General features: G+C 61.5%; 19 protein-coding genes. 12 read left to right on the top strand and 7 right to left on the bottom strand.

Annotation, left to right across the window (positions count from 1 at the left end; genetic code table 11):
* Positions 1–70 precede the first annotated feature (70 nt).
* From serC to HMPREF3101_RS09015, 3 genes are read left to right on the top strand one after another with little or no spacing between them, the layout of a single operon-like run.
* Positions 71–1,198 (top strand): phosphoserine transaminase, encoded by a 1,128-nt coding sequence (gene serC, locus HMPREF3101_RS09025; RefSeq protein ID WP_070464590.1) that lies wholly within the window; start codon positions 71–73, stop codon positions 1,196–1,198.
* 29 nt (positions 1,199–1,227) lie between these two features.
* The gene (gene sepH / locus HMPREF3101_RS09020) at positions 1,228–2,067 is read left to right on the top strand and encodes a septation protein SepH (protein WP_070464586.1); all 840 of its coding nucleotides are present in this window, start codon (positions 1,228–1,230) and stop codon (positions 2,065–2,067) included.
* The gene (locus tag HMPREF3101_RS09015; protein WP_070464583.1) at positions 2,064–2,915 is read left to right on the top strand and encodes a DUF6928 family protein; all 852 of its coding nucleotides are present in this window, start codon (positions 2,064–2,066) and stop codon (positions 2,913–2,915) included. Before sepH ends, HMPREF3101_RS09015 begins: the two co-directional genes overlap by 4 nt.
* Here HMPREF3101_RS09015 and HMPREF3101_RS09010 read toward each other — a convergent pair.
* Together HMPREF3101_RS09010 and HMPREF3101_RS09005 are read right to left on the bottom strand one after the other, a co-directional pair.
* Positions 2,912–3,724, bottom strand: coding sequence for a TrmH family RNA methyltransferase (locus tag HMPREF3101_RS09010; RefSeq protein WP_070464611.1), 813 nt, complete (start codon positions 3,722–3,724; stop codon positions 2,912–2,914). The two genes, HMPREF3101_RS09015 and HMPREF3101_RS09010, sit on opposite strands and share 4 nt — an antisense overlap.
* Positions 3,725–3,750: 26 nt before the next feature.
* The gene (locus HMPREF3101_RS09005) at positions 3,751–5,241 is read right to left on the bottom strand and encodes an NCS2 family permease (RefSeq protein ID WP_070464579.1); all 1,491 of its coding nucleotides are present in this window, start codon (positions 5,239–5,241) and stop codon (positions 3,751–3,753) included.
* 193 nt (positions 5,242–5,434) lie between these two features.
* Between HMPREF3101_RS09005 and HMPREF3101_RS09000 the strand changes: the two genes are divergently transcribed.
* The gene (locus HMPREF3101_RS09000) at positions 5,435–6,142 is read left to right on the top strand and encodes a hypothetical protein (RefSeq protein WP_070464577.1); all 708 of its coding nucleotides are present in this window, start codon (positions 5,435–5,437) and stop codon (positions 6,140–6,142) included.
* Here HMPREF3101_RS09000 and HMPREF3101_RS08995 read toward each other — a convergent pair.
* Entirely contained in the window at positions 6,139–6,816 is a 678-nt protein-coding gene (locus HMPREF3101_RS08995; RefSeq protein WP_083280185.1) for a DUF3027 domain-containing protein, read from the bottom strand. The genes HMPREF3101_RS09000 and HMPREF3101_RS08995 overlap by 4 nt on opposite strands.
* Positions 6,817–6,873: 57 nt before the next feature.
* On the opposite strand from HMPREF3101_RS08995, the gene HMPREF3101_RS08990 reads away from it, so the two are divergent.
* Together HMPREF3101_RS08990 and HMPREF3101_RS08985 are read left to right on the top strand one after the other, a co-directional pair.
* Entirely contained in the window at positions 6,874–7,647 is a 774-nt protein-coding gene (locus tag HMPREF3101_RS08990; protein ID WP_246816713.1) for a glutaminyl-peptide cyclotransferase, read from the top strand.
* A gap of 24 nt (positions 7,648–7,671) precedes the next feature.
* The gene (locus HMPREF3101_RS08985) at positions 7,672–8,181 is read left to right on the top strand and encodes a DUF2771 domain-containing protein (RefSeq protein ID WP_070464572.1); all 510 of its coding nucleotides are present in this window, start codon (positions 7,672–7,674) and stop codon (positions 8,179–8,181) included.
* Between the two features lie 8 nt (positions 8,182–8,189).
* On the opposite strand, the gene HMPREF3101_RS08980 is transcribed toward HMPREF3101_RS08985, so the two are convergent.
* Positions 8,190–8,573 (bottom strand): cold-shock protein, encoded by a 384-nt coding sequence (locus HMPREF3101_RS08980; RefSeq protein ID WP_052205091.1) that lies wholly within the window; start codon positions 8,571–8,573, stop codon positions 8,190–8,192.
* Between the two features lie 240 nt (positions 8,574–8,813).
* On the opposite strand from HMPREF3101_RS08980, the gene HMPREF3101_RS08975 reads away from it, so the two are divergent.
* Complete coding sequence (locus HMPREF3101_RS08975; protein WP_070464569.1) at positions 8,814–9,449, top strand: resuscitation-promoting factor Rpf1 domain-containing protein; 636 nt, start codon at positions 8,814–8,816, stop codon at positions 9,447–9,449.
* Positions 9,450–9,513: 64 nt separating this feature from the next.
* Here HMPREF3101_RS08975 and HMPREF3101_RS08970 read toward each other — a convergent pair whose 3' ends face one another.
* Positions 9,514–9,711 carry a hypothetical protein gene (locus HMPREF3101_RS08970; protein WP_070464566.1) on the bottom strand — a complete coding sequence of 66 codons (198 nt, stop codon included), beginning with the start codon at positions 9,709–9,711 and terminating at the stop codon, positions 9,514–9,516.
* 52 nt (positions 9,712–9,763) lie between these two features.
* On the opposite strand from HMPREF3101_RS08970, the gene HMPREF3101_RS08965 reads away from it, so the two are divergent.
* Positions 9,764–11,782, top strand: coding sequence for a helicase-associated domain-containing protein (locus HMPREF3101_RS08965; RefSeq protein WP_070464562.1), 2,019 nt, complete (start codon positions 9,764–9,766; stop codon positions 11,780–11,782).
* Here the strand turns inward: HMPREF3101_RS08965 and HMPREF3101_RS08960 are convergent.
* Positions 11,779–14,595 (bottom strand): FAD-binding and (Fe-S)-binding domain-containing protein, encoded by a 2,817-nt coding sequence (locus HMPREF3101_RS08960; RefSeq protein WP_070464559.1) that lies wholly within the window; start codon positions 14,593–14,595, stop codon positions 11,779–11,781. The two genes, HMPREF3101_RS08965 and HMPREF3101_RS08960, sit on opposite strands and share 4 nt — an antisense overlap.
* Before the next feature lie 56 nt (positions 14,596–14,651).
* Here HMPREF3101_RS08960 and HMPREF3101_RS08955 point away from each other — a divergent pair, with 56 nt between their 5' ends.
* The 4 genes from HMPREF3101_RS08955 to HMPREF3101_RS08940 all read left to right on the top strand — a co-directional run bounded on the left by HMPREF3101_RS08955 (position 14,652) and on the right by HMPREF3101_RS08940 (position 19,118).
* On the top strand, positions 14,652–15,530 hold the full coding sequence (locus HMPREF3101_RS08955; protein WP_070464556.1) for an ABC transporter ATP-binding protein: 879 nt from the start codon (positions 14,652–14,654) through the stop codon (positions 15,528–15,530).
* Positions 15,530–16,723, top strand: coding sequence for an ABC transporter permease (locus tag HMPREF3101_RS08950; RefSeq protein WP_070464553.1), 1,194 nt, complete (start codon positions 15,530–15,532; stop codon positions 16,721–16,723). The genes HMPREF3101_RS08955 and HMPREF3101_RS08950 overlap by 1 nt, the downstream gene beginning before the upstream one ends.
* A 74-nt stretch (positions 16,724–16,797) precedes the next feature.
* Entirely contained in the window at positions 16,798–18,453 is a 1,656-nt protein-coding gene (locus HMPREF3101_RS08945) for a DNA repair helicase XPB (RefSeq protein ID WP_070464550.1), read from the top strand.
* 11 nt (positions 18,454–18,464) lie between these two features.
* Complete coding sequence (locus HMPREF3101_RS08940) at positions 18,465–19,118, top strand: DUF3239 domain-containing protein (protein WP_246816712.1); 654 nt, start codon at positions 18,465–18,467, stop codon at positions 19,116–19,118.
* Positions 19,119–19,123: 5 nt separating this feature from the next.
* On the opposite strand, the gene HMPREF3101_RS08935 is transcribed toward HMPREF3101_RS08940, so the two are convergent.
* Complete coding sequence (locus tag HMPREF3101_RS08935; RefSeq protein ID WP_083280184.1) at positions 19,124–20,251, bottom strand: MFS transporter; 1,128 nt, start codon at positions 20,249–20,251, stop codon at positions 19,124–19,126.
* Between the last annotated feature and the right edge of the window lie 572 nt (positions 20,252–20,823).

Genomic DNA, 20,823 nt, shown 5'->3' with positions numbered 1-20,823 from the left:
CACGGGCCGTCGCAAAGTATATTATGCAATGCACTGTAAATATTCTGGAGATTCTCCCCCGAAGGATGTCATGAGCACCTACCCCACCCTCCCCGCTGACCTCATTCCTGCCGACGGCCGTTTTGGCTGCGGCCCATCCAAGGTTCGCCCTGCACAGCTCGACGCTATTGTACGCGGCGCGAACATCATCGGCACCTCCCACCGCCAGCCTGCGGTAAAGAACGTTGTAGGTGAGGTGCGCGAAGGTTTGGCTGATTTCTTCCAGCTGCCTGAAGGCTATGAGATCGTGCTTTCCCTCGGTGGTGCCACCGCATTCTGGGATGCTGCAACCTTCGGCCTGATCGAAAACAAGTCGGCGCACCTGACCTTCGGTGAGTTCTCCGGCAAATTTGCCAAGGCTTCCGCACAGGCACCGTGGCTGGAGGAACCGCAGGTTGTTGCCGCTGAGCCAGGCACGGCCCCAAGCCCGAGCGAGCTTGATGGCACGGATGCTGATGTCATTGCGTGGGCCCACAATGAGACCTCCACCGGTGCGATGGTTCCGGTTGTCCGTCCAAATGCTGAGGGGCTTGTGCTTATCGACGCCACCTCCGGCGCCGGCGGCCTCCCTGTTGACCTGAACGAGGCCGATGTGTACTACTTCTCCCCGCAGAAATGCTTCGCATCCGACGGCGGACTCTGGTTTGCAGCCATGAGCCCGGCTGCAATTGAGCGCATTGCGAAGATCAAGGAATCAGGCCGCTTCATCCCAGCGTTCTTGGATCTGCAGACGGCAGTGGACAATTCACGCAAGAACCAGACCTACAACACCCCTGCTGTTGGCAGCCTGCTCATGCTGGCCGACCAGGTGAAGTGGATGAACGCCGAGGGCGGCCTGGACGCCATGGTTGCACGCACCACCGCAAACTCCGAGGCCCTCTACGCCTGGGCCGATGCACACGAGCTGGCAACCCCGTTTGTGCAGGACCCGGCGTCGCGTTCCCTGGTGGTCGGCACGATCGACTTCGCGGATTCCATCGATGCAGCTGAATTGGCGAAGGCACTGCGTGCAAACGGCATCCTGGATGTGGAGCCGTACCGCAAGCTTGGCCGCAACCAGCTGCGCATCGGCATGTTCCCAGCTATTGATACCACGGACATTGTTACCCTGACCCGCGCAATTGATTCCTTGCTGGGGCAGGGCGTGGGCGCAAAGTAAGCACCGTGTCCTGGGATAAGGTGGACGCTATGCGTGAGCTTTATCTCAGTGAAGAGGAATCGACGGAGCAGTTCTTCGTTCTGGTAGACGACGATGGTGTTCGCTACCAGCTCTCGCGCGCTGCGCTGGAAGAACTAACCACAGCCCCCGAGGAAGCAGCAGCTGCTGAACCGGAGCCGGCACCCGCACCGGAGACGCTTCCGGAGCCCGATCCCCTTTTCGCCAATGCGCTGACCATGCGCCCGAATGAGATCCAGGCCCGTATCCGCGCTGGAGCTACCGCCGCGGAGTTAGCTGAGGAGATGGGGGTTGCGGAGTCACGCGTTGAGCCTTACGCACACCCGGTGCTCCTGGAGCGCGCGCAGATTGCTGAGGCCGCCAAGCAGGCACATCCCGTGCGTGAAGACGGCCCGGCGAAGCTCACCCTGTTCGAAGTCCTCGCCTCCGCTTTCGCGGCAAGGGGCCATTCGCTTGCAGACGCTACGTGGGACGCAACCCGCGAACCTGGAGATGCATGGGTGGTCCGCGTTTCTTGGAAGGCCGGCCTGACGGATAATGAAGCAACCTGGGCATACAAGCGCCAGATGGGTTCGGCTTCCACTGCTGAAGCCCGTGACGCGGTCGCCCAAGACCTGACCGATCCGGACTTTGTACAGCCGCGTTCCATAGTGAGCCTAGACAGGCGGGAGCAGTGCGTGGAGGCTGTGGAAGCCGGGGAGGCTGTGGAAGCTGAGGAGATCGAAGGCGATTTCCTGCGTCACCCGGATGAGCAAGAGCAGCCGCAGCAGCGTCGCCGCAAGGCTGTCACCCCGCACTGGGAGGACGTGCTGCTGGGCGTTCGCACCTCACAGAAACGGCCGCGTAAATGAGCTACCCAGTGGTTGTGACGGTGTGGTTTGTCACCTCGGCACACCCAGAAGAGGTTCTGGCTTCAGAGCCAAAAGCGGACCGCGGGTTTGGACGCAAACTGCTTGCTCAAATCAACCCCGCTTGGCCGATCACACCAATTGGGCAGTTCCCGCTCAACCGCTCCTCTCGCCCCGGCCGTGATGAGTTTTATATCGCCGGCTACCCGGGCGTGGCCGTGGTGCAGACCTTTGTGGAGGATTCGGAGAAACTTCACGACACGGTTGGCTACCTGCGCCGTGCGCTTCCGGCTGCAGATACCTACGTCTTTGCCGAAGGCACTGACAGTGACTTCGGTGGGTTTTCGCATTACGTGGGCGATGAGCTTCGCCGCAGCCTCACTGCCACGCGTGAACGGGTGATTGAAGACTCAGGTCTGCCCGAGCCTTTCGAAGCCCCCTACTGGGCAGGTGAGAAAGCCGAACAGCTCGGCGGCATCACCCTGCCGTTTGAGCCGAAGGATCTGGTCCGCGAAGCGGAACGCAACTGGATCGGTGTGGACCTGCGCGCAGGCAGCCCAGACGTGCATGTTGTGGGCTATGCGGTAGATGGCCGCCCGGAACCGAAGATCACGCAGCCGGTGAAACCCTCCAAGACCAAAACAGTTGAAGAGGTTGCCGCCCGCTTTGCGGAAAAAGACAGCGCGTACGATGACTATGACGTGCAAAGCGATAACGACGGCGATGAGTTCGCCGAGCTTGCAGACGCCTCCGTGGCCGCAGCCAAGCGAATCGCCCGCGGCATTCGCCGCCGAGTGAAAAGTGCTGCGGCAGCGCTCAAAGAGCGCATCCGCCATTCTGACAGGCCCTAGCGGTTGCGCTCGTAGAACGCGATAGCCGCGCTTGTTGCCACATTCAGCGAATCGGTCCCGGGGCTCATAGGGATCTGCGCGCGCACGTCTGCCGCGCGCATCGCATGCTCGGTGAGCCCAGGTCCTTCCGCCCCCACCATGAACGCCACCTTGTCATAGGGGGCTGCAGTTTCCGGGTTCATGAGCGCTTCACGCAGCAGCACCGCATCCGGTGCCGGGGTTAGCGCCACAATGTGAAAGCCCGCCTGGCGCAGTTGCTCAAGGTCGCGCTGCCACGTGGTCGGCGTCCCCTCAAAATGTGCAAACGGGGTGCGCAGCACGTGGCCCATGGACACACGCACGCTACGGCGGTACAAGGGATCTGCTGTTGCAGCGCCGAAAAGTACGCCATCTACGCCCATGCCCGCTGCGTTGCGGAAAATGGCGCCAATGTTCTCGTGATCCCCCACGCCTTCCAGAATCATCAATGTCCGGGCATCGGCTGCCACCTCCGCCACACTGAGCGGGCCCGGACGGTCAGCCGAGGCAAGTAGCCCTCGGTGCATGTCGTACCCGGCAACCTGCCCCATGATCTCCCGCGTGATCTCATAGACCGGGATTTCGCGGCGCGAAAGTTCCTCGCCGTGCTCCTCTAGAAAGGTAGCCAGGCGTCCCCCGAAGCCGAAGACAGCGCGCATGGGAAAGCGCGATGCCAAAAGACGACCCGCCACCAATGGACCTTCGGCGATCACCAGGCGTTTCTCACTATCGGAGTGTTTCAGGTCTCGGATGTCGTCGAGGGATGGGGATAACGGGTCGTCGATACGCATGATGCTCTTGTGCCTGCGAGACTGCACTAGCCCAGCATGGCCAGCAGCGGGCCCTGGGCAAAGTAGACAACAAACAGCGCAGAAATCAGCCACATGATCCAGTGGATCTCACGAGCCTTACCAGCAAACACTGCCATGATGGTAAACGCGATAAAGCCCACACCAATACCATTTGCAATGGAGTATGTAAACGGCATCACCACAATGGTCAGGAAGGCTGGAAGCGCCACGTCAAAGCGTGACCACTCAATGCCGCCAACCTGCATCATCATCAGCGCACCCACAACAACCAGTACCGGCGCTGCAGCCTCAATCGGCACAATCTCATACAGCGGGGTAAAGAACATGGCCAGCAGGAACAGCACACCGGTCACCACGTTGGCAAGACCCGTGCGCGCGCCGTCTGCAATGCCCGCGGAAGAATCCACATACACCGTGTTGGAAGAGCTTGATGCGAAACCACCTGCCACGGCACCGAAGCCCTCAACAATCAGGGCACGCTTCATGTCCGGCAGGTTGCCCTTCTCATTTGCCAGGCCAGCCTGGCGGCCAAGCGCGGTCATGGTCCCCATAGCGTCGAAGAAGTTCGCCAGTACCAGGGTGAACACCATCAGGGAGGCAGCCAACACGCCCGCGTTGATAAACGCACCAACCAGATCAACCTTGCCCACCAAGGACAGATCTGGAACACCACCGAAGCTCTCCGGGATGGTCGGCACCGCAAGGGACCAGCCGTGCGGATCCTCAGCAGAGGACCCCACGCCAGCAATCGCCTCAATAACCAAAGCAATAATCGTGGTGATGACGATGCCAATGAAAAGGCCGCCCGGCACGTTGCGCGCAACCATGAAACCACAGATCACAAGGCCCAGCACGAAGACCAGGGTCGGCCAGGAAGCAATGGAGCCTTCAAAACCGAGCTGAACCGGCACGGTGGTCATCGCAGCGTCCGGTACGCGGCGGACAAAGCCGGCATCTACAAGACCAATCATGGCGATGAACATGCCAATGCCCACGCTCATGGCCACCTTCATCGAGTTCGGAATCGCCTCAAACACCGCGGTGCGGAAACCGGTGACGGCAAGCACACAAATAATGATGCCGTCAATCACCACAAGGCCCATGGCTTCTGGCCAGGTCAGACCCTGCTGGCCCACCAACGTCACCGCAACCAGGGTGTTGAGCCCCAGGCCTGTTGCAATGCCGAAGGGGTACTTCGCCACAACACCGAAGATGATGCACATCACGCCGGCAACCAGGGCGGTAACCGCAGCCACCTGCGGAATGCCAAGCACCACGCCCTCACGGTCCGGGCTGGTGCCAATGATCAGCGGGTTGAGCAAGACGATGTACGCCATGGCGAAGAACGTGACCACTCCGCCGCGAACCTCGCGGCCGACAGTGGAGCCGCGCTCCGAAATGTGGAAGAAGCCGTCAAGTCCGCCGGCGGGGTTGGAAGGTGTTTGCTGCGGCGCGGCAGTTTCTGCTTGAGGCGCGCTGGTATCTCGGGTGGTCACAGTATCTTGGATCCCTTTTCAAGTGCGTTGTCGGAAGACTGGCTATTGCCTGTCATATTGCCTGTCATAGACTGTCACTTTGCGTGTAAAAAACCAATTTCAATTCGAATAATTTTCGGCACACCGAGTCGACCCCGAGCCGACACCGAGCCGACACTGAGAAGACATCGAGAAGACACAGAGCAGGGCAGGCGTGGATAGTTTCACCTTTGTGGTGCAAGAAGGCACCGTGATTGATGCAGCGCTGTACGCCCAGCGGCTGCGTGAGCTGGGAGTTTCCACAGCGAATATGCACTCTTTGCGTGTTCAACTGGCAGATGTTGCCGGAACTCGGCGGGCAGTCTTACACATCACTAACGGCACACCTGCGCTGGCGCTTCGCCCCCTTGCATCAGCCCCGCAGGAGATCAGCATGTCGGCGCTTCCGATCCCAGATGAGCGCACGGCACCCCAAAAGGTGGGCCCGGATTCCGGTTGGCAGCAAACCCAGCTGGCCAAGATGCCTTCGAATGAGGGCTTGCTTGCAAACGACGCAGGAAACGTCGTCTCCGCCATCATGCACCCGCTGATTGCTATCCACGAAGACCAGGTCTGCGCGCATGGCATTTGCGCATATATCTCTTCGCATCCCAACACACCACGCTCCGTCGCGTTGGATGGTGTGGTGGATATCCTGCGCGCCCATGGGGTGTGCGTCCACGCCCAGCCAGAAGGGTTCTCCCTATCACAGTTGCAGGACAGTGAGGTGTGGGTGGTCGACCCGGTCTACGGCGTCCGCTTGGTCGATTCCTGGGTTGAGTACGGCATGCCTCGCCCGGCGCGACTGCTGTTTGAGCGCGCCGGTGTGCCCTCACATCGGGAGGTTAATGAGGCACGTGCAAAGCGCGCTGCCACGTTCTAGTCAGCCACTACGGTGTCCGCGTGCGCGCCGCAGCCGTAGGAGGCTGCTACGACGTGGCCGTCTGCGGAGTATTCATTGGTGCACACACCGAAGTTGTCGCCCACCGGCTCCCCCATGGGTAGGTAGAAGGCGCAGCTGCGGCAGTACAGGGTGGCTTTTTCGGCGAACTCACTGTTTGGCCCGTAGTCGCCGGTGCGCCAGCGTTTCTCAGCGTCGCGCAGGCCTTGTTCGGTCAGGTAGTGCTTGGTCTCTCGTCCCGGGAAGGTGATGGCGTGGCGGGAGAAGGAGTCCTCGGTCACCCGGACGTCCTGAGGCGAAAGCTCCATGATGTCGCCGGGGCCAAGGTCACCTGGGCGCAGGCGTTCCGAGTAGGGCACCCATTCCGGGGCTTCGAGCGCCCCCGTTGCCGGGATCAGCGCAACTTCATTGATGGTAATGGTGTCTGCGCCGGTTGCGCACGCAATCACGGCGTTCCATTCCCAGCCGGTGTAGCCGGGCACGTTCGCCTTGAAGCGGTGGGTGGCCACGTTGGTTTGCAGGCCGGTGACGCCAATGTGGTCGCCGATTTCGTGGTCCGCGGCGACGTCTCCAAGCGCCTCGCGCGCCGTAGCTATCGCCTTGGGGCCAAGCAACGGGGATCCGGCGGAATGTCGGTTACGTCTGGGTTTACTCACTCCCCCATTATGCGTGTGTCTCGTGGGTGTGGTGCAAAGTGTTGCAAGATGGGGCCTATGGCCAAACCTTTTGCTGCATTTGCCCTTCTCGCGCTGCTGCCGCTGAGTGCTTGCGGCACAGACGATCAGCCGGAGCAGTTGATAGCTGTTGTGCAGCAACGTTATGACTTTGATCCGACGAGTTTCACCCAGGGCCTTGAGGTGGGCCCGGCCGGTGAGTTGTATGTGGGCACGGGCTGGAACGGCGAGTCCCGGGTGTATCGCCGCGATATCGACGGCACCGAGCTAGCTTCCCAGTCGCTGCCAGATGATCAGTTTGGTGAGGGCATTTCGCTTATCGACGCCACGTTGTGGCAACTCACCTGGCAATCCGGCGTGGCTTATAAACGTGATGCCGAAACGCTTGAGGTGCTCGACAAGGCCGCAATTGATGGTGAGGGCTGGGGGATTTGCCACCTCGAAGCAACCGGCGAGGTGATTTTCTCCGACGGCACCGCGCAACTACGCCGCATGGACCCCGAGACGCTTGAGGAGCGCGAGCGTTTCAACGTCACGTTGGCGGGCACCCCGGTCGACGGCCTCAATGAGCTGGAGTGCGTGGGCAGCGATGTGTACGCCAACGTGTTCACCACCACCGATATCGTGCGCATTGACGCGGAGACGGGCAACGTCACCGCCGTGATTGACGCCTCTGGGGTGCCGAACAACGCCGCTTCAGATTTGAACAACGTCCTCAACGGCATTGCGCATATCCCGGATACTGAGGAGTTTTATGTAACGGGCAAGCGCTGGCCGGACCTGTACCGGGTTACCTTCGAACCCGCCGACTAAGGCTGCTGGGTAGAATCCGCAACCATGGCAAAAGGCGGAAAGAACCAAGGCGTGAAGCAAATGGTGGCAGTTATTGCCGTTGCGTTGCTCCTTGTCACCGGCATCTATTTCTTTATGGAGTACCAGCGCACCCGCCCGGGCACTCCGATTTCAGATGTTGCAATCAGCGTGACATCCGCCGGTGAAACCCGCGAGATCCCCCCGTACACCGTCTGTGAGCTTGACCAGGAGTGCGACGGTGGCACTCCCCCGTCCATGCCGTTAGGTGTGGGGGCAGACTCCGAACCTGTACACGTGACAGTGCCGAAGGACATTGCGCAGACCAGCTGGCGCGTGTTGGCTATTTATGACGACCCTGCCGCCAACAACGAGACCGTATACACCTCCGGCGAAGCTACTGAGCACGACATTGATGCAGTGACTGAGTCCGGGGCGAAGCTTGTGGTGGCGGAAGTGTCCGCCCTAGCAATTGACCACGCTGCCGACGCGGAGGAAGTCCCCGTCGTTGCAACGTGGTCTGTTGGGTTTGAGTAAGCGCCTATTTAAGCGTCGAGCTCCTTCGCCACTGCGCGCAGGATCTCCGCAACCTGGCGGGACTCCTTGCGGTCCGGATAGCGGCCAGCGGTCAGTGCGGGCTGAATCTGGGTTTCGATCAGCGTCATCACGTCTGCAAGCATGCTGCCCAGCTCCTCCGGCTTGCGGCGGTGCACGGGCCTGCGGCGCGGCGTGTCCAGGATTTCTAGGCGCAGCGCCTGCGGGCCGCGGCGGCCGGCGGCAAAGTCGAATTCCACGCGCTGGCCGGGTACAAGCTCCTCAACCCCTTCGGGCAGCACGTTGCGGCCGATGAAGACGTCTTCTTCACCCGGGTTCGAGGCGAAACCGAAGCCCTTTTCGGCGTCGTACCATTTAACCTTTCCAATTGGCATGGCAAATCCTCCTGTCTTCGTAGATCTGGTGAGCTTACCGCGCCACCCTAAAGCCCCCACCGCAACCCCAGGTGACATAGATCACATATTTCGCTTTTCGACGCCACGATCTGCCCTTATAGCGCCCCAAAACCCATTATCTTCGCCATTTTGTGGCACGAGCGTGACTGAATCGTTATAAAGCGTTAGGCTACTGCGAAACGTCCGAAGTCAACCGACCCGTAAGAGAAGGAAGTAACTATGGGACGCCACTCCAAGCAGACCACCTCCGTGAGCACGAAGGCACTCGCAGGCGCAGCCGCCGCTGCCGCGCTCACAGGCATCGCCGCACCGCAGGCAACGGCCGCACCGGATTCCGATTGGGACAAGCTCGCACAGTGCGAGTCTGACGGCAACTGGGCCATCAACACCGGCAACGGCTACTACGGCGGTCTGCAGTTCTCCTACGGCACCTGGCTGGCATACGGTGGCGGCGAATTCGCCCCAACCGCCAACCTGGCAACCCGTGAGCAGCAGATCGTCATTGCTGAGCGCACCCTCGCCGGCCAGGGCTGGGGCGCATGGCCGGCTTGCTCCGCACGCCACGGCCTGAACTCCGCACCGACCAACCGCGACGCACAGGCAGTGCAGACCGTTCCGGCTCCGGCTGCAGCCCCGGCCGATGAGGCAGCTGCTGGCAGCTCTGACAGCTTGGCCGTGGACGCACTGTTCAACCAGCTGACCACGGTGCTGACTAACGCTGGCCACACCGTGCCGCAGGAAGTCCACGACACCTACGCCGCAAACAAGCACGACTACAACGGTTTCTACTTGGCTAACCGCCAGCTGATCGACTCCGTGCTGGCCGGCAACATCGCTGGTGCGCTGGGCTTCTAACAGCTAGCAAACAAAAGCGGCCGCTTTTCAGCGGCCGCTTTTGTTGTTCGTACGAGCTTAAGATTTACTCGCCGTTCAGACGGGAAGTGGTGTGCACGTAGCCGGTCTCCTCCGCCGGCATCGGCAACACCAACTCATTGCCAAACGGGCTGCTTGCGCCAGCCAGCTTGGAGGAGATCTCGGTCACCGGGTGACCATTACCAGGAACGTTCGTGGGCCATGCCGGATTCGCGCGCCCAATCTTCACTGCATCTTTAGCCATGCGTCTTATTCTTTCACGTTCTGAAGAGAAACGCACGTAGGATTGTGCGGAAATGTTTACTGAGGATCAGCTTCGAGCACTACTTCGCACCCGCCCGGACGCGTTCTTTCCTCCTCCCCCAACGCAGGCGTCCCTCCGCACCCGCCTTGGCCTGCCGGGTTCTGTCTCTCGCGCGCTGCGCACGCTCAACGCCGCAGACCTGCATGCGCTAGAGCAGTTGGCAGACCGCGGTGCGGAGCTTGACCCTGTTGACACAACCGGCCTTGACCTACAGCTAGAGCGTCTGCGGGAGCGCGCCTTAATCACCGGTGCGGCTGATGCGGTGCGGATTTCTCCTGGCACCCTCAGCGCCCTACCGGCTGGGTGGAGGGTGTCGGATGTGGCGCCGGAAAGGGTGCGCGAGGGCGTTGAAAAGCTTGATGCCCAAGAGCGCAAAGTGTTGGAAACCCTGGCGCGTGCAGGTGGTGTGGGAACCACGAAGGCGGCCGCCCCGGATGCGGATCCGGACACCCCCGTTGCACGCCTGATAGCCAAGCAGATGCTGGTGCGAGTTGATGCCGCAACCGTGCGCCTCCCGCGGCCCGTCCGTGAAGCGCTTGCTGGCCAAACCCCGCGCATCTACCCGCTTGTAGAACCGCAGCGCTCCAAGATAGACCAACACGCGGTAGATGAGGCCGCAACCGCGCAGGGTTTGGAAGCTGTACGCCAGATGCGCCAGCTGCTCACGCGCTTGTTGGCGCAGCCGGTGACGCTGAACAAGGACAGCACGGTCGGCGTGCGCGCACTGGCTGCGCTGACAAAAGAGCTGGGGTTTGATCCAGCGTTTCTGATCACCGTGGGCGAATCCGCGGGCCTTGTCGGCCGCGGAAATGTGGACCCGGCGGAAGACGCTAATGCGCTCGCCGCGACGCATGACGCGCTGAGCTGGCTCGACGCCACGTTAAAAGAACAGTGGGCGATCGTGCTCGCCGGCTGGGTCGCCTCGCCATGGCGCGTTGACCAGGGCCACAGGCTTTTGTCTTCAGAAAGCTACGCGCCTGATGTGAGACATGCCCGCATGGACATCCTGCGCGCTGGCGGCAACAAAGAGATGCTGCTTTTTCACGCTCCCCTGTCTGCCGCCGCCATGTGCGACGCGCTGATCAACGTAGTAGTCGCCGAGGCTGAGCAGGTTGGTGCGTTGGCGCTTGGCGCGGCCTCCTTACCGCTTCACGCAGTGTTGGAAGGTGACGATGTTGCCGCCGCAGCCACCTTCGTGCCACCTGAGGTGGACACGCTGATTGCCCAGGCTGACATGACGGTGCTTGCCCCCGGGCCGCTGACTGGCGATGTTGCGCGCGTGTTAGAGCGTTTCGCCGACATGGAGTCTCCGGGCTTGGCCAGCGTGTGGCGGGTCTCCGAAGCCAGCCTGCGCCGCGCACTTAGCGGCGGCATGACTGCACCCCAACTCCACGATTGGCTCGCCGCACACGTCATGGGAGATGTCCCTCAGGCGCTGAGCTTCCTGGTTGATGACGTCGCGCGCAACCACGGCACCATCCGCGCCGGCGAGGCGCTCAGCTACATTCGCAGCGAGGACCCAGCACTGATCACCAGGGCCATTTCGCTTATCGACGCCCTACGCCCCCTCGCCCCCACCGCCGCAATTGCCAACATTCCACTGCCCCAGCTCATGGCGCAGCTGCGCCAGGCGGGCCTGCAACCGGTGGCGGAAAACGCTGAAGGTGCCGAATTGAACATTGCACCGGAGCCGGCACTGGTGCCGTCAACGCCGTCGGCCATCCCGCGGGTGAACAAGGTGGCGGATGGGGAGGTTGCGCGGATCGTCGCAAAGCTTGAAAGCCCCGACGAGGAACCGGAAGCTGAGGGCGACAACCTGGAAACGCTGCGCGCCGCCGCACGCGCGCGCCGACACGTGCGCTTGGGCTACGTGGATAAAAACGGGCGTGGGCGCATGCTTAGCGTCCTGCCACTGAGTGTGAACGGCGGGCAGGTTGATGCGCTGGACGAGTCCAGTGACCGTGTCGTGCGCATCGCCCTGCCTCGCATCACCAAGGTGGTCCTGGCCTAGCGGCTGGCGCGCTCCAGGATCTCCAGGATGTGCTCGTAGTCCTTGCCCGTTGCCGCGGTCAAACCCAGCTCACAGGTGCGGTTGGACGATGCGTGGCACACAGCACCCAACTCCTTGGCTTCGGCTGCTTCGCGTTTTGTCGCGGAGTGAGTGAGCTCCGGGTGCAGCATGCCGCGGTCCCCGGCGTAGCCGCAGCAGTTCCACTCGGCCGGAACGTTGACTTCCGTGGCCGCCGCAGCAGCCACGTGCTTCAGCGTATCGACGATACCCAGGTGGGTCGCCGAACACGTCGGGTGCAACGTCACCGACGGTACCTTGTGGGTGACCTCAAGATTTGCAAGCACGTGCTTTTCCACAAACTCGATGGCGTCGATGACTGTGATGCCAATACTTTCAGCCATATCACGGAAACCGTGCGTACAGCTCGAGGCGTCCACCACCACCGGCAGGCGCCCGCCATCGGTTGCGACGATCAGCTGGTCGTTGACGCGGCGCTGCATGATGTCGTGGCCGGTGCTCATGCCCTTTGAGGTCCACGGGGTGCCACAGCACATTCCGTCGATGCCCTCCGGGACCGTAAGTGCAAGCCCTGCGCGCTCCACCAGCTTCGCAAATGCCTCAGACGCGCCCACGCCATCGCTTTGCGGACCAAACATGGAGTTCACACACGCCGGGACGAACACGCCTGTCGGCTCCACTCCCGGCGCGCCAACACGTGTGCCGAACGCCTTGGAGCGCTTCACGCCGCCCTTGGACAGCTCGGGGCGGTACTGCGGGACCGTGTCCTTGCCAACAAGTGCACGTGCGACGTCGGTCACCTTCTGCACCAGGCTGGTCGGCATGTAGTAGGCGCCGGTCAGCGCAGCAGAAGCGACGCTGTTGCCCGGGCCCCACGCTTTTGCGGCAGCAGCCCAGCCGGCGGACTTCAGCGCGCCGGCCTCGCCGCGACGCAGCGACTTGATGAACTTGCCCGTATCAATACCCACCGGGCAGGCGGTAACGCACATGGAGTCCACGGCACAGGTGTCAATGCCCTCGTACTGGTACTCCTTGTCAATGTGCTTGACCAGCTCCATGTCGCCTTCCTGCAGCGCCTTGGCACGCGCACGGCGCACCACGATGCGCTGGCGCGGCGTCATGGTCAAGTCACGCGAGGGGCACACAGGCTCGCAGTAGCCACACTCCACGCAGGGGTCGATCTCGTCTTCCACCTGCGGGTTGAGCTTGAAGTTCTTCATGTGCTCGCGATCGTCTTCGGTGATGATCACGCCCGGGTTCATCACCCCACGCGGGTCAGCAGCGCGCTTGAGCTCAACCATCACCGCATAGAGCTCCTCGCCGTATTGACGACGCACATACGGCGCCATCACACGCCCCGTACCATGCTCCGCCTTCAGGTTGCCGCCTGCACCGAGGACAAGATCGACCATGTCCTCGTTGAAGCCGTCGTAACGTGTGAGGTTCTCGTCGCCCTCAAAGCGGTCGGTGATCAAAAAGTGGATGTTGCCGTCCTTTGCGTGGCCGAAGATGACGGCGTCGTCGTAGCCGTAGGTGTCGAAAAGCTGCTGCAGCCCGCCGCACGTATCGGCGAGGTCCTCAACCGGCACCGCGATGTCCTCAAGCAGCGCAGTCGTGCCGGACGGGCGCGCTTCTGCGACCTGGGCGTAGAGGCCCTTGCGAAACGCCCACGCCTTGGCTGCCTCGATGGGATCGGTGCTGAACTGCGCCGGGGTCTGCAGCTCAAACTCCTGCAACAGCTTGGAGCCGGCCTGCTCGTATTCGCGCAGCTGCTCGGCTTCGTTAGCGTGGTATTCGATGAGCAGCGCCGCCTGGCCGCCGAGTTCGAAACCAGTGATCTGCTCCGGCACCGAGTCAAAGGTGCGGCCAACCTTGATGGAGCGCGAGTCCATCAACTCCAGCGTCGCCGCCTTCGACTCAAACAGCGCCGGCAATGAACGTGTTGCAGCATCCAACGTCGGGTACACCGCAATGGTGGTGGTCTTCATTTTCGGCACCTCGATGGTGCGGAATACCGCTTCCGCGATAAACGCCAGCGTGCCTTCAGACGCAACCAGCAGGTGCATGAAGATGTCCAGCGGCGACTCAAAGTCCAAAAAGGAATTCAGGCTGTAGCCCATCGTGTTCTTCAGCGCGAAGTGGCGCTGGATGATGTCCACGGATTCCTTGTTGTCGCGCACGCGGCGCTTCAGGCGCTCAAGCGTTTCCACAAGCTCTGGTTCTTGCTGCGCAAACTGCGCTTCTGCATCCGTATCCGCCGTGTTAATCACGGTGCCGGACGGCAGCACAAACGTCAGGGACTCAATGGTGTTGTAGGTGTTGAACTGCGTGCCACACGCCATGCCGGAAGAGTTGTTCGCAATCACGCCACCGATGGTTGCTGCCCCCTCAGACGCTGGGTCTGGGCCAATCTTGCGACCGTAGGCAGCCAGGTGTGCGTTGACCTGACGAACCGTGGAGCCAGGCTGCACGCGCACACGCTTGCCGCCATCCAGTACTTCCACGCCGCGGAAGTGCTTTCGCACATCCACCAACATTCCGGCACCACCCGCCTGGCCGGAGAGGGACGTGCCCCCAGCGCGCAGCACCACCGGGGCTCCAGAAGATGCGGAGGCACGAAACGCTGCCGCGACGTCGTTCGCGTTGCGCGCTCCGACTACCACATCGGGTGTGTACAGGAAGTGCGACGCATCGTGCGCGTACTTAATACGATCGATTGGGCGGGTGGATAGTTGCTGTTCAGAGCCAAGTTCGCGGGCCAAATGCGCCGCGGGGGATGAGATGGTAGCCGTCATGGGTCCATGATAAACCCCCCTCACGCAACGTCGTATCTTTTGCTAGCTTTTGTCAGGTGACTACGTTTCAGATTCAGGACCTCTACAAGCGCTTCGGCGACGTTCAGGCCCTCGACGGGATGGACTTCACCGTCCGCGACGGAGAGATATACGGTTTCGTCGGTTCCAACGGCGCCGGAAAATCGACCACGATGCGCATCGCGTTAGGCGTGCTCAGCGCCGATTCTGGCGAAGTGCTCCTCGATGGGCGCCCGCTTGATAACAACTCCCGCCGCCGCATCGGCTACATGCCCGAAGAACGTGGCCTCTACGGCAAGGAAAAGATCCTGGATCAGTTGATCTTCCTTGCCAAACTCCACGGTGTGGACGGCGCAGCCGCCAAGCAGCGCGGCACCGAACTGCTCGAGGAGTTGGGCCTCGGCGAGCGTCTCAACGACAAGCTCGACGACCTCTCCCTGGGCAACCAGCAGCGCGTGCAGTTGGCCGCGTCACTGATCCACGACCCGGAGGTGCTCATTCTTGACGAGCCGTTCTCCGGCCTCGACCCGGTTGCCGTGGACGTGATGAGCACGATGCTCACCGACCGCGCCCGCGCCGGTGTGCCAGTCATCTTCTCCTCGCACCAGCTCGATTTGGTGCAGCGGCTTTGCGACCGCATCGGCATTGTCACCCGCGGCCGCATGGTCGCCGAAGGCACCGTCGATGAGCTGCGCTCCGGCGGTCCGGTGCGCTTCCGCGTCGGCACGCAGGCGCGCGGCTGGATCCCCGCAACCGCCACGCTTATTAGCGACACCCCCACCCACGTCACCCTAGAAACCACTTCGGTCGACAACGACCAGGACATTCTCCGCGCCGCCATGGCCGCCGGCCCGGTCCACGAGTTCACCCGCGTCGTGCCGGATCTGGCCGAGCTGTTCAAGGAGGTTGTGAAGTAATGAAGACTTACTCCCCCATGCACACCATCACCACTACCGCGAAGCGCGAGGTGCAGATTCTGCTGCTGAAGAAGGGCGTCATTGTCACGCTCGTGATCATGTTGCTGGCCATGCTCGGCATGATCGGCTTCGGCACCTGGATGAAAAACAAGGGCGAAGCGGAAGCAGAAGCCGGCGGCCCGGCCGTTGCCGCCGTGGGCATCGCAGAGCAGCTTCTCGACGACGCCGGCTACGACGCCCGCACCGCCACCGACCGCGCCGAGGCCGAACAGTTAGTCCGCGACGGCGACGTGCAGGCCGCCCTGATCGTCGAGGGCGACACCTGGGAAGTCCTGGCGGACGGCTCCCCCTCCACCACCATCCTCACCGGCCTCGACGCCCTCTCCCAACAGCAGGCGCGCGCCGAAACCTTAAGCACCCTGGGCATTAGCCCCGCCGACTACGAGGCTGCCTCCCCGCAGATCAACGTTGTACCGGTGGACATCAACGACACCGAAGGCGACGACACCGCACAGCTACTGCCCCGCCTGCTGACCACCTTCTTCGCGCTGATCGTCGTCATGTTCACCGTGATCACGTTTGCCGCCCAGGTGGGCAGCCGCGTCACCGAGGAGAAGTCCTCGCGCGTCGTCGAGCTCATCTTGGCTTCCGTTCGCCCGCTGGACTTCCTCGCCGGCAAACTGCTGGGCACCGTCATCTTCGGCTTCCTCGCCACCGCAGTGTTGCTCGCCGTCGGCGGCATCGGCCTGAAGGTCTCGGGTTTTATCGATGACGTCGAGGTCGACTGGTCAATCCTCCCCATCCTGTTTATTGCTTGGCTGCTGTCCATGCTGTTCTTCGGCGGCCTCTACGCAGCCGCCGGCGCGATGGTGCAGCGTACCGAGGACCTCCAGTCCACCCAGATGCCGATCCTGATGCTGCTGATGGCATGCGTGTACATCTCGTTGTTTGGTTGGTCCAACACCGACTCAACCTTCATGCAGGTCGTGAGCTGGATCCCGCCATTTTCCATCTTCGCCGCGCCCCTGACCTACGCAGCTGGCGATTTCACCGCCATTCAGCTCGCGGGCTCCTTCGCAATCGCTGCGGTCACCACTGTGCTCGTCGTGTGGGGTGCCGCCCGCATTTACAAGCGCACGATCCTCAACAACGGCAGCGTGACCAAGTGGACTCAGGTGCTTCGGAGGGGCTAGCGCACTTAGGCGATGTATTTTTCGCAGCTATGCCCGTAGACTACGCACGCCTACTATCAGGAGGAGTAGATCGCATGGCTTACGGCGACGGCCCACTTATCGTCCAGTCGGACAAGACTGTGCTGCTTGAGGTCGCGCACCCGGACGCCGCGAAGGCCCGGGCTGCGCTCGCCCCGTTTGCGGAGCTCGAGCGCGCACCTGAGCACGTACACACATACCGCATCACCCCGCTCGCGCTGTGGAACGCGCGCGCCGCCGGCTTCGACGCGGAGCAGGCCGTTGACGTGCTGGAACGCTACTCACGCTTCCCTGTCCCGCAGACGCTGCTCATTGACGTCGCAGAGACCATGGCGCGCTACGGCCGCCTGAAACTGGTCAAGCACCCCGCACACGGGCTGATCTTGGAGTCAGACGACCCGCTGATCCTCACGGAGGTGCTTCGTAGCAAGAAGATCCAGCCGTTGGTGGCTAAGCCGATTGATCAGGTGACGGTGCCGGTGCATCCTTCCGCCCGCGGCCAGATCAAACAGGAACTGATCAAACTGGGCTGGCCTGTGGAGGACCTGGCTGGCTACGTGGATGGTGAGTCCCACCCGATCGCACTGAACCACGACGGCTGGGAGCTTCGCGACTATCAGCAATACGCCACTGAATCATTCTGGGAGGGCGGTTCCGGCGTGGTCGTGCTTCCGTGTGGTGCGGGCAAAACCATTGTGGGTGCGGCGTCGATGGCGCAGGCACAGACCACCACGCTCATCCTGGTGACCAACACGGTTGCCGGCCGCCAGTGGCGTCACGAACTGCTACGACGCACCACGCTCACGCCGGAGGAGATCGGCGAGTACTCTGGCGAGCGCAAAGAGATCCGCCCCGTCACCATTGCCACATACCAGGTGGTCACCCGGAAAACCAAGGGCGAATACAAGGCGTTGGAACTTTTCGATTCGCGCGACTGGGGCCTCATCATCTACGACGAAGTCCACCTGCTTCCCGCCCCCGTCTTTCGCATGGCTGCGGACCTGCAGTCGCGCCGCCGTCTCGGGCTGACCGCCACGCTCGTGCGTGAGGACAGCCGCGAGGACGACGTGTTCTCCCTCATCGGGCCTAAGCGTTACGACGCCCCCTGGAAAGAACTCGAAATGGCCGGCTACATCGCCACCGCCGAATGCGTCGAAGTACGCACCACACTCACCGCACAGGAGCGGCTCACGTACGCTAGCGCCGAAACGCGGGAACGCTACCGCCTGGCGGCGTGTTCGAAGGCGAAGCTTGGGGTCGTCGATACGCTGCTGGCTCAGCATGCCGGCAAGCAGACCTTGATCATCGGGGCCTACGTTGACCAACTCGAAGAGATCGCCGCGCGCATCGACGCCCCACTTGTCGACGGCAAAACCACCACCAAGAAACGCCAATCCGCCTTCCAAGCGTTCCGCGACGGCGAAATCTCCACCCTGGTGGTGTCCAAAGTGGCGAACTTCTCCATTGACCTGCCTGAAGCATCTGTGGCCATCCAGGTCTCCGGCACGTTCGGTTCCCGCCAGGAAGAGGCGCAGCGCCTCGGCCGCTTGCTGCGCCCCAAGGCTGACGGCGCCGAAGCACTGTTCTATACCGTGGTTGCGCGCGACACCCTCGACGCAGAGTACGCCCTGCGTCGGCAGCGCTTCCTGGCGGAGCAAGGCTACGCCTACAGGCTTATAGACGCTGACGACATCTCAACAGGCGGCATCTAGACTTGTACCCCATGAGCGACATGCACGTATTCAAGTTCGACGTGGACGATGCCTACGCCAAGCAGCACAATGAACTGCTGCGCAATACCAAGTACCTCGTGATCTCCGGCATCTCACTATTCATTCTCTGTGTGGCCGCCGGTGTGGCTATCTGGTTTCTTGTAGACCCCGCTTCCCCCTGGCACCTTCTCGGCTCCCTCGGTCTAGTGCTGTTCGGCGTGATGATGCTGATTGTCGCCCTTGTTATCCCCCGCGGCGTTGTTAGCCCGCAGCAGCTGTACAACGACCATCCGTTGGCGCCCGCCATCATTACTGAGAACGCTGGCACCACTATTACTGTCACTGCGCTTGTCAACGCGAATGTTGATCCGGGGCAGAAGCCGAGGTGGGCGTTGGCGTCGCAAATCGTGCGCCCCTTGCCACAGGAAAACAACGCAGTGGGAACGAAGGTGCCGGTAGCCGCGGTTGGCGCGCAGCGCTCCACCCATGACAAGCAGCATTGGCAGGCCATCACCCCGATGCCAATCGTGTGGGGCACCCCGGACCACTCCGTAGTAGCAACCGCCCAGGCCGCGGTTCCGCAGCGTCAGTGGGAGATGCTCAACCGTGCCCGCAAGAACGACGAGCTCCTGCAGGCCTCTAAGAAGGGCCTTGCGTTTATTTAGTGCGTTTATTTAGCGCGCTTGCTTGCGCCCCATTGCAAGGCGAGTGCCACCAGCAGCACACACGCCGGCACCGTAAAACCGGCAATGATGGAATTTAAGTAGATCGGCAGAATCAGCAGCGGGGTGAGCGCCAGGCCGAAGAAGCGCGCTGAGAGCACCACAGCGTTGAATCCTGCGCCGCCTGGTGTGCGCAACACCGAGTAAGACACGGTGGTTTGTAAGCCCTGTGCACTGGTCATGGCGATGCCCCAAAGCACTGCGATGCCAACTGCCCACGGCAGGTGCGCCATCGACGCCACCGCGAGCGCCCCGGTCACCGCACACGCAGTCAGAATCTTCAGCGCCCCGAAGCGATCCACCGAAGCACCAATCTTTGGCGCGAAGAAGAACGCCGCCAGTCCACCAACCATGATCACCAGGCCGCGTGTAGATGCGGGCATTCCAAACACGGACTGCAGGTGGATCGTCAGCACCGTAGTCATACCGATGATGCTCACACCTACTGCAAGCACGGTCAGGATGTGAATGATCATGGTCCCCCACGCCACCTTTTCCTTGACGGAGCTCTTCGGGATCCTTTCCGACGCCGGCACCCCCACCACCACCATCAACCCCGCAAGCACCATTACGGCCACATGCATGAGCTTCCAGTTGACTAACGACGCCGCACCCGCCACCAACGGCCCCGCACAATTACCTAGCGACTGCATAGCAAAATAGCGACCCAACGCCTGACCCAGACGCCCTGCCGGGACCGTATTACGAAGGATGATCTGGAGGATCGGCAGCGTAAACGCGTTTGATACCGACATAACCAGCACACCTGCCAGAAACAGGTTCCACGACGGCGCAATGAAACAAATCGCTGAGCCAATGAACGTCAAGGCATACGCCCACTTGATAACCGTGTGCGGTGCGGCGTAGCGAACCAGCGCTGAGGAAAAGAGCATCAACGACGCAAACGGAACCATATACAGGGTGACCACAAACGATGCCTCCTGCACCGTCTTGCCAAATGTCACTGCCATGTCAGGCACCATCGCAATCAGCGTTTGCGATGCCATTGGCCCAATCAAACCACCCAGGTACAGCATCTGCGTCTGCAGCTGCTGTGAGCGGGGTCCGTTAAACATATGCCTCAGATTTCTAAAATGCACAAATAAAAAGCACACTGCGTTACCTGGGCAGCATTGAATGGTGCCCGGAAACGCAAGCTTTTCCAAGGATAGTCGTGCAATCCAGTTCAAGGTAAGGATTGATTCATACAATCCGAGGCATAGCTGTTAGTCGACACTTCTGTGCTGTTTTCGTTATCTGCTAGTAGGCAGCGTGGTTCCGGGGCTCTCCTAGCACACAATGCGAAAACAGTGCTGTGTCTACACATTCCACCTGGGGATATGTAGGGCTGGTTTCGTTATCTGCTAGCAGCCAGTCTGTCTCCGGGTGGTTTGCTAGCACACAACACGGAAACAGTGGCGTGTCTATACATTCCACCTGGGGGTATGCATGCTTGTTTTCGTTATCTGCTAGCAGCCCCCACCTGATCGGAGGACCTGATGCGGCGGCTTGTTTCCGGGTGGTCTGCTGGTCTTAGGTGGGGCGTAACGAAAAACCAGCCCTAGTCACCGCATCAATAGGGGTGGCGTAGGGCTGGTTGTTGTGTTTGTGAACTTGTTGGGTCGGCGGTAACCTACTCTCCCACACC

It is taken from the genome of Corynebacterium sp. HMSC29G08, from assembly GCF_001806875.1.
Lineage (GTDB): Bacteria > Actinomycetota > Actinomycetes > Mycobacteriales > Mycobacteriaceae > Corynebacterium.
Note: the sequence above shows the minus strand (reverse complement) of the source record. Positions and strands in the feature narration are given on the sequence as shown.

Coding starts and splice junctions, on each gene's coding strand:
- serC (WP_070464590.1), top strand. CDS start 71: ATGAGCACCTACCCCACCCTCCCCGCTGACCTCATTCCTGCCGACGGC.
- sepH (WP_070464586.1), top strand. CDS start 1,228: ATGCGTGAGCTTTATCTCAGTGAAGAGGAATCGACGGAGCAGTTCTTC.
- HMPREF3101_RS09015 (WP_070464583.1), top strand. CDS start 2,064: ATGAGCTACCCAGTGGTTGTGACGGTGTGGTTTGTCACCTCGGCACAC.
- HMPREF3101_RS09010 (WP_070464611.1), bottom strand. CDS start 3,724: ATGCGTATCGACGACCCGTTATCCCCATCCCTCGACGACATCCGAGAC.
- HMPREF3101_RS08990 (WP_246816713.1), top strand. CDS start 6,874: ATGGCCAAACCTTTTGCTGCATTTGCCCTTCTCGCGCTGCTGCCGCTG.
- HMPREF3101_RS08985 (WP_070464572.1), top strand. CDS start 7,672: ATGGCAAAAGGCGGAAAGAACCAAGGCGTGAAGCAAATGGTGGCAGTT.
- HMPREF3101_RS08980 (WP_052205091.1), bottom strand. CDS start 8,573: ATGCCAATTGGAAAGGTTAAATGGTACGACGCCGAAAAGGGCTTCGGT.
- HMPREF3101_RS08975 (WP_070464569.1), top strand. CDS start 8,814: ATGGGACGCCACTCCAAGCAGACCACCTCCGTGAGCACGAAGGCACTC.
- HMPREF3101_RS08970 (WP_070464566.1), bottom strand. CDS start 9,711: ATGGCTAAAGATGCAGTGAAGATTGGGCGCGCGAATCCGGCATGGCCC.
- HMPREF3101_RS08965 (WP_070464562.1), top strand. CDS start 9,764: ATGTTTACTGAGGATCAGCTTCGAGCACTACTTCGCACCCGCCCGGAC.
- HMPREF3101_RS08960 (WP_070464559.1), bottom strand. CDS start 14,595: ATGACGGCTACCATCTCATCCCCCGCGGCGCATTTGGCCCGCGAACTT.
- HMPREF3101_RS08950 (WP_070464553.1), top strand. CDS start 15,530: ATGAAGACTTACTCCCCCATGCACACCATCACCACTACCGCGAAGCGC.
- HMPREF3101_RS08945 (WP_070464550.1), top strand. CDS start 16,798: ATGGCTTACGGCGACGGCCCACTTATCGTCCAGTCGGACAAGACTGTG.
- HMPREF3101_RS08940 (WP_246816712.1), top strand. CDS start 18,465: ATGAGCGACATGCACGTATTCAAGTTCGACGTGGACGATGCCTACGCC.
- HMPREF3101_RS08935 (WP_083280184.1), bottom strand. CDS start 20,251: ATGTTTAACGGACCCCGCTCACAGCAGCTGCAGACGCAGATGCTGTAC.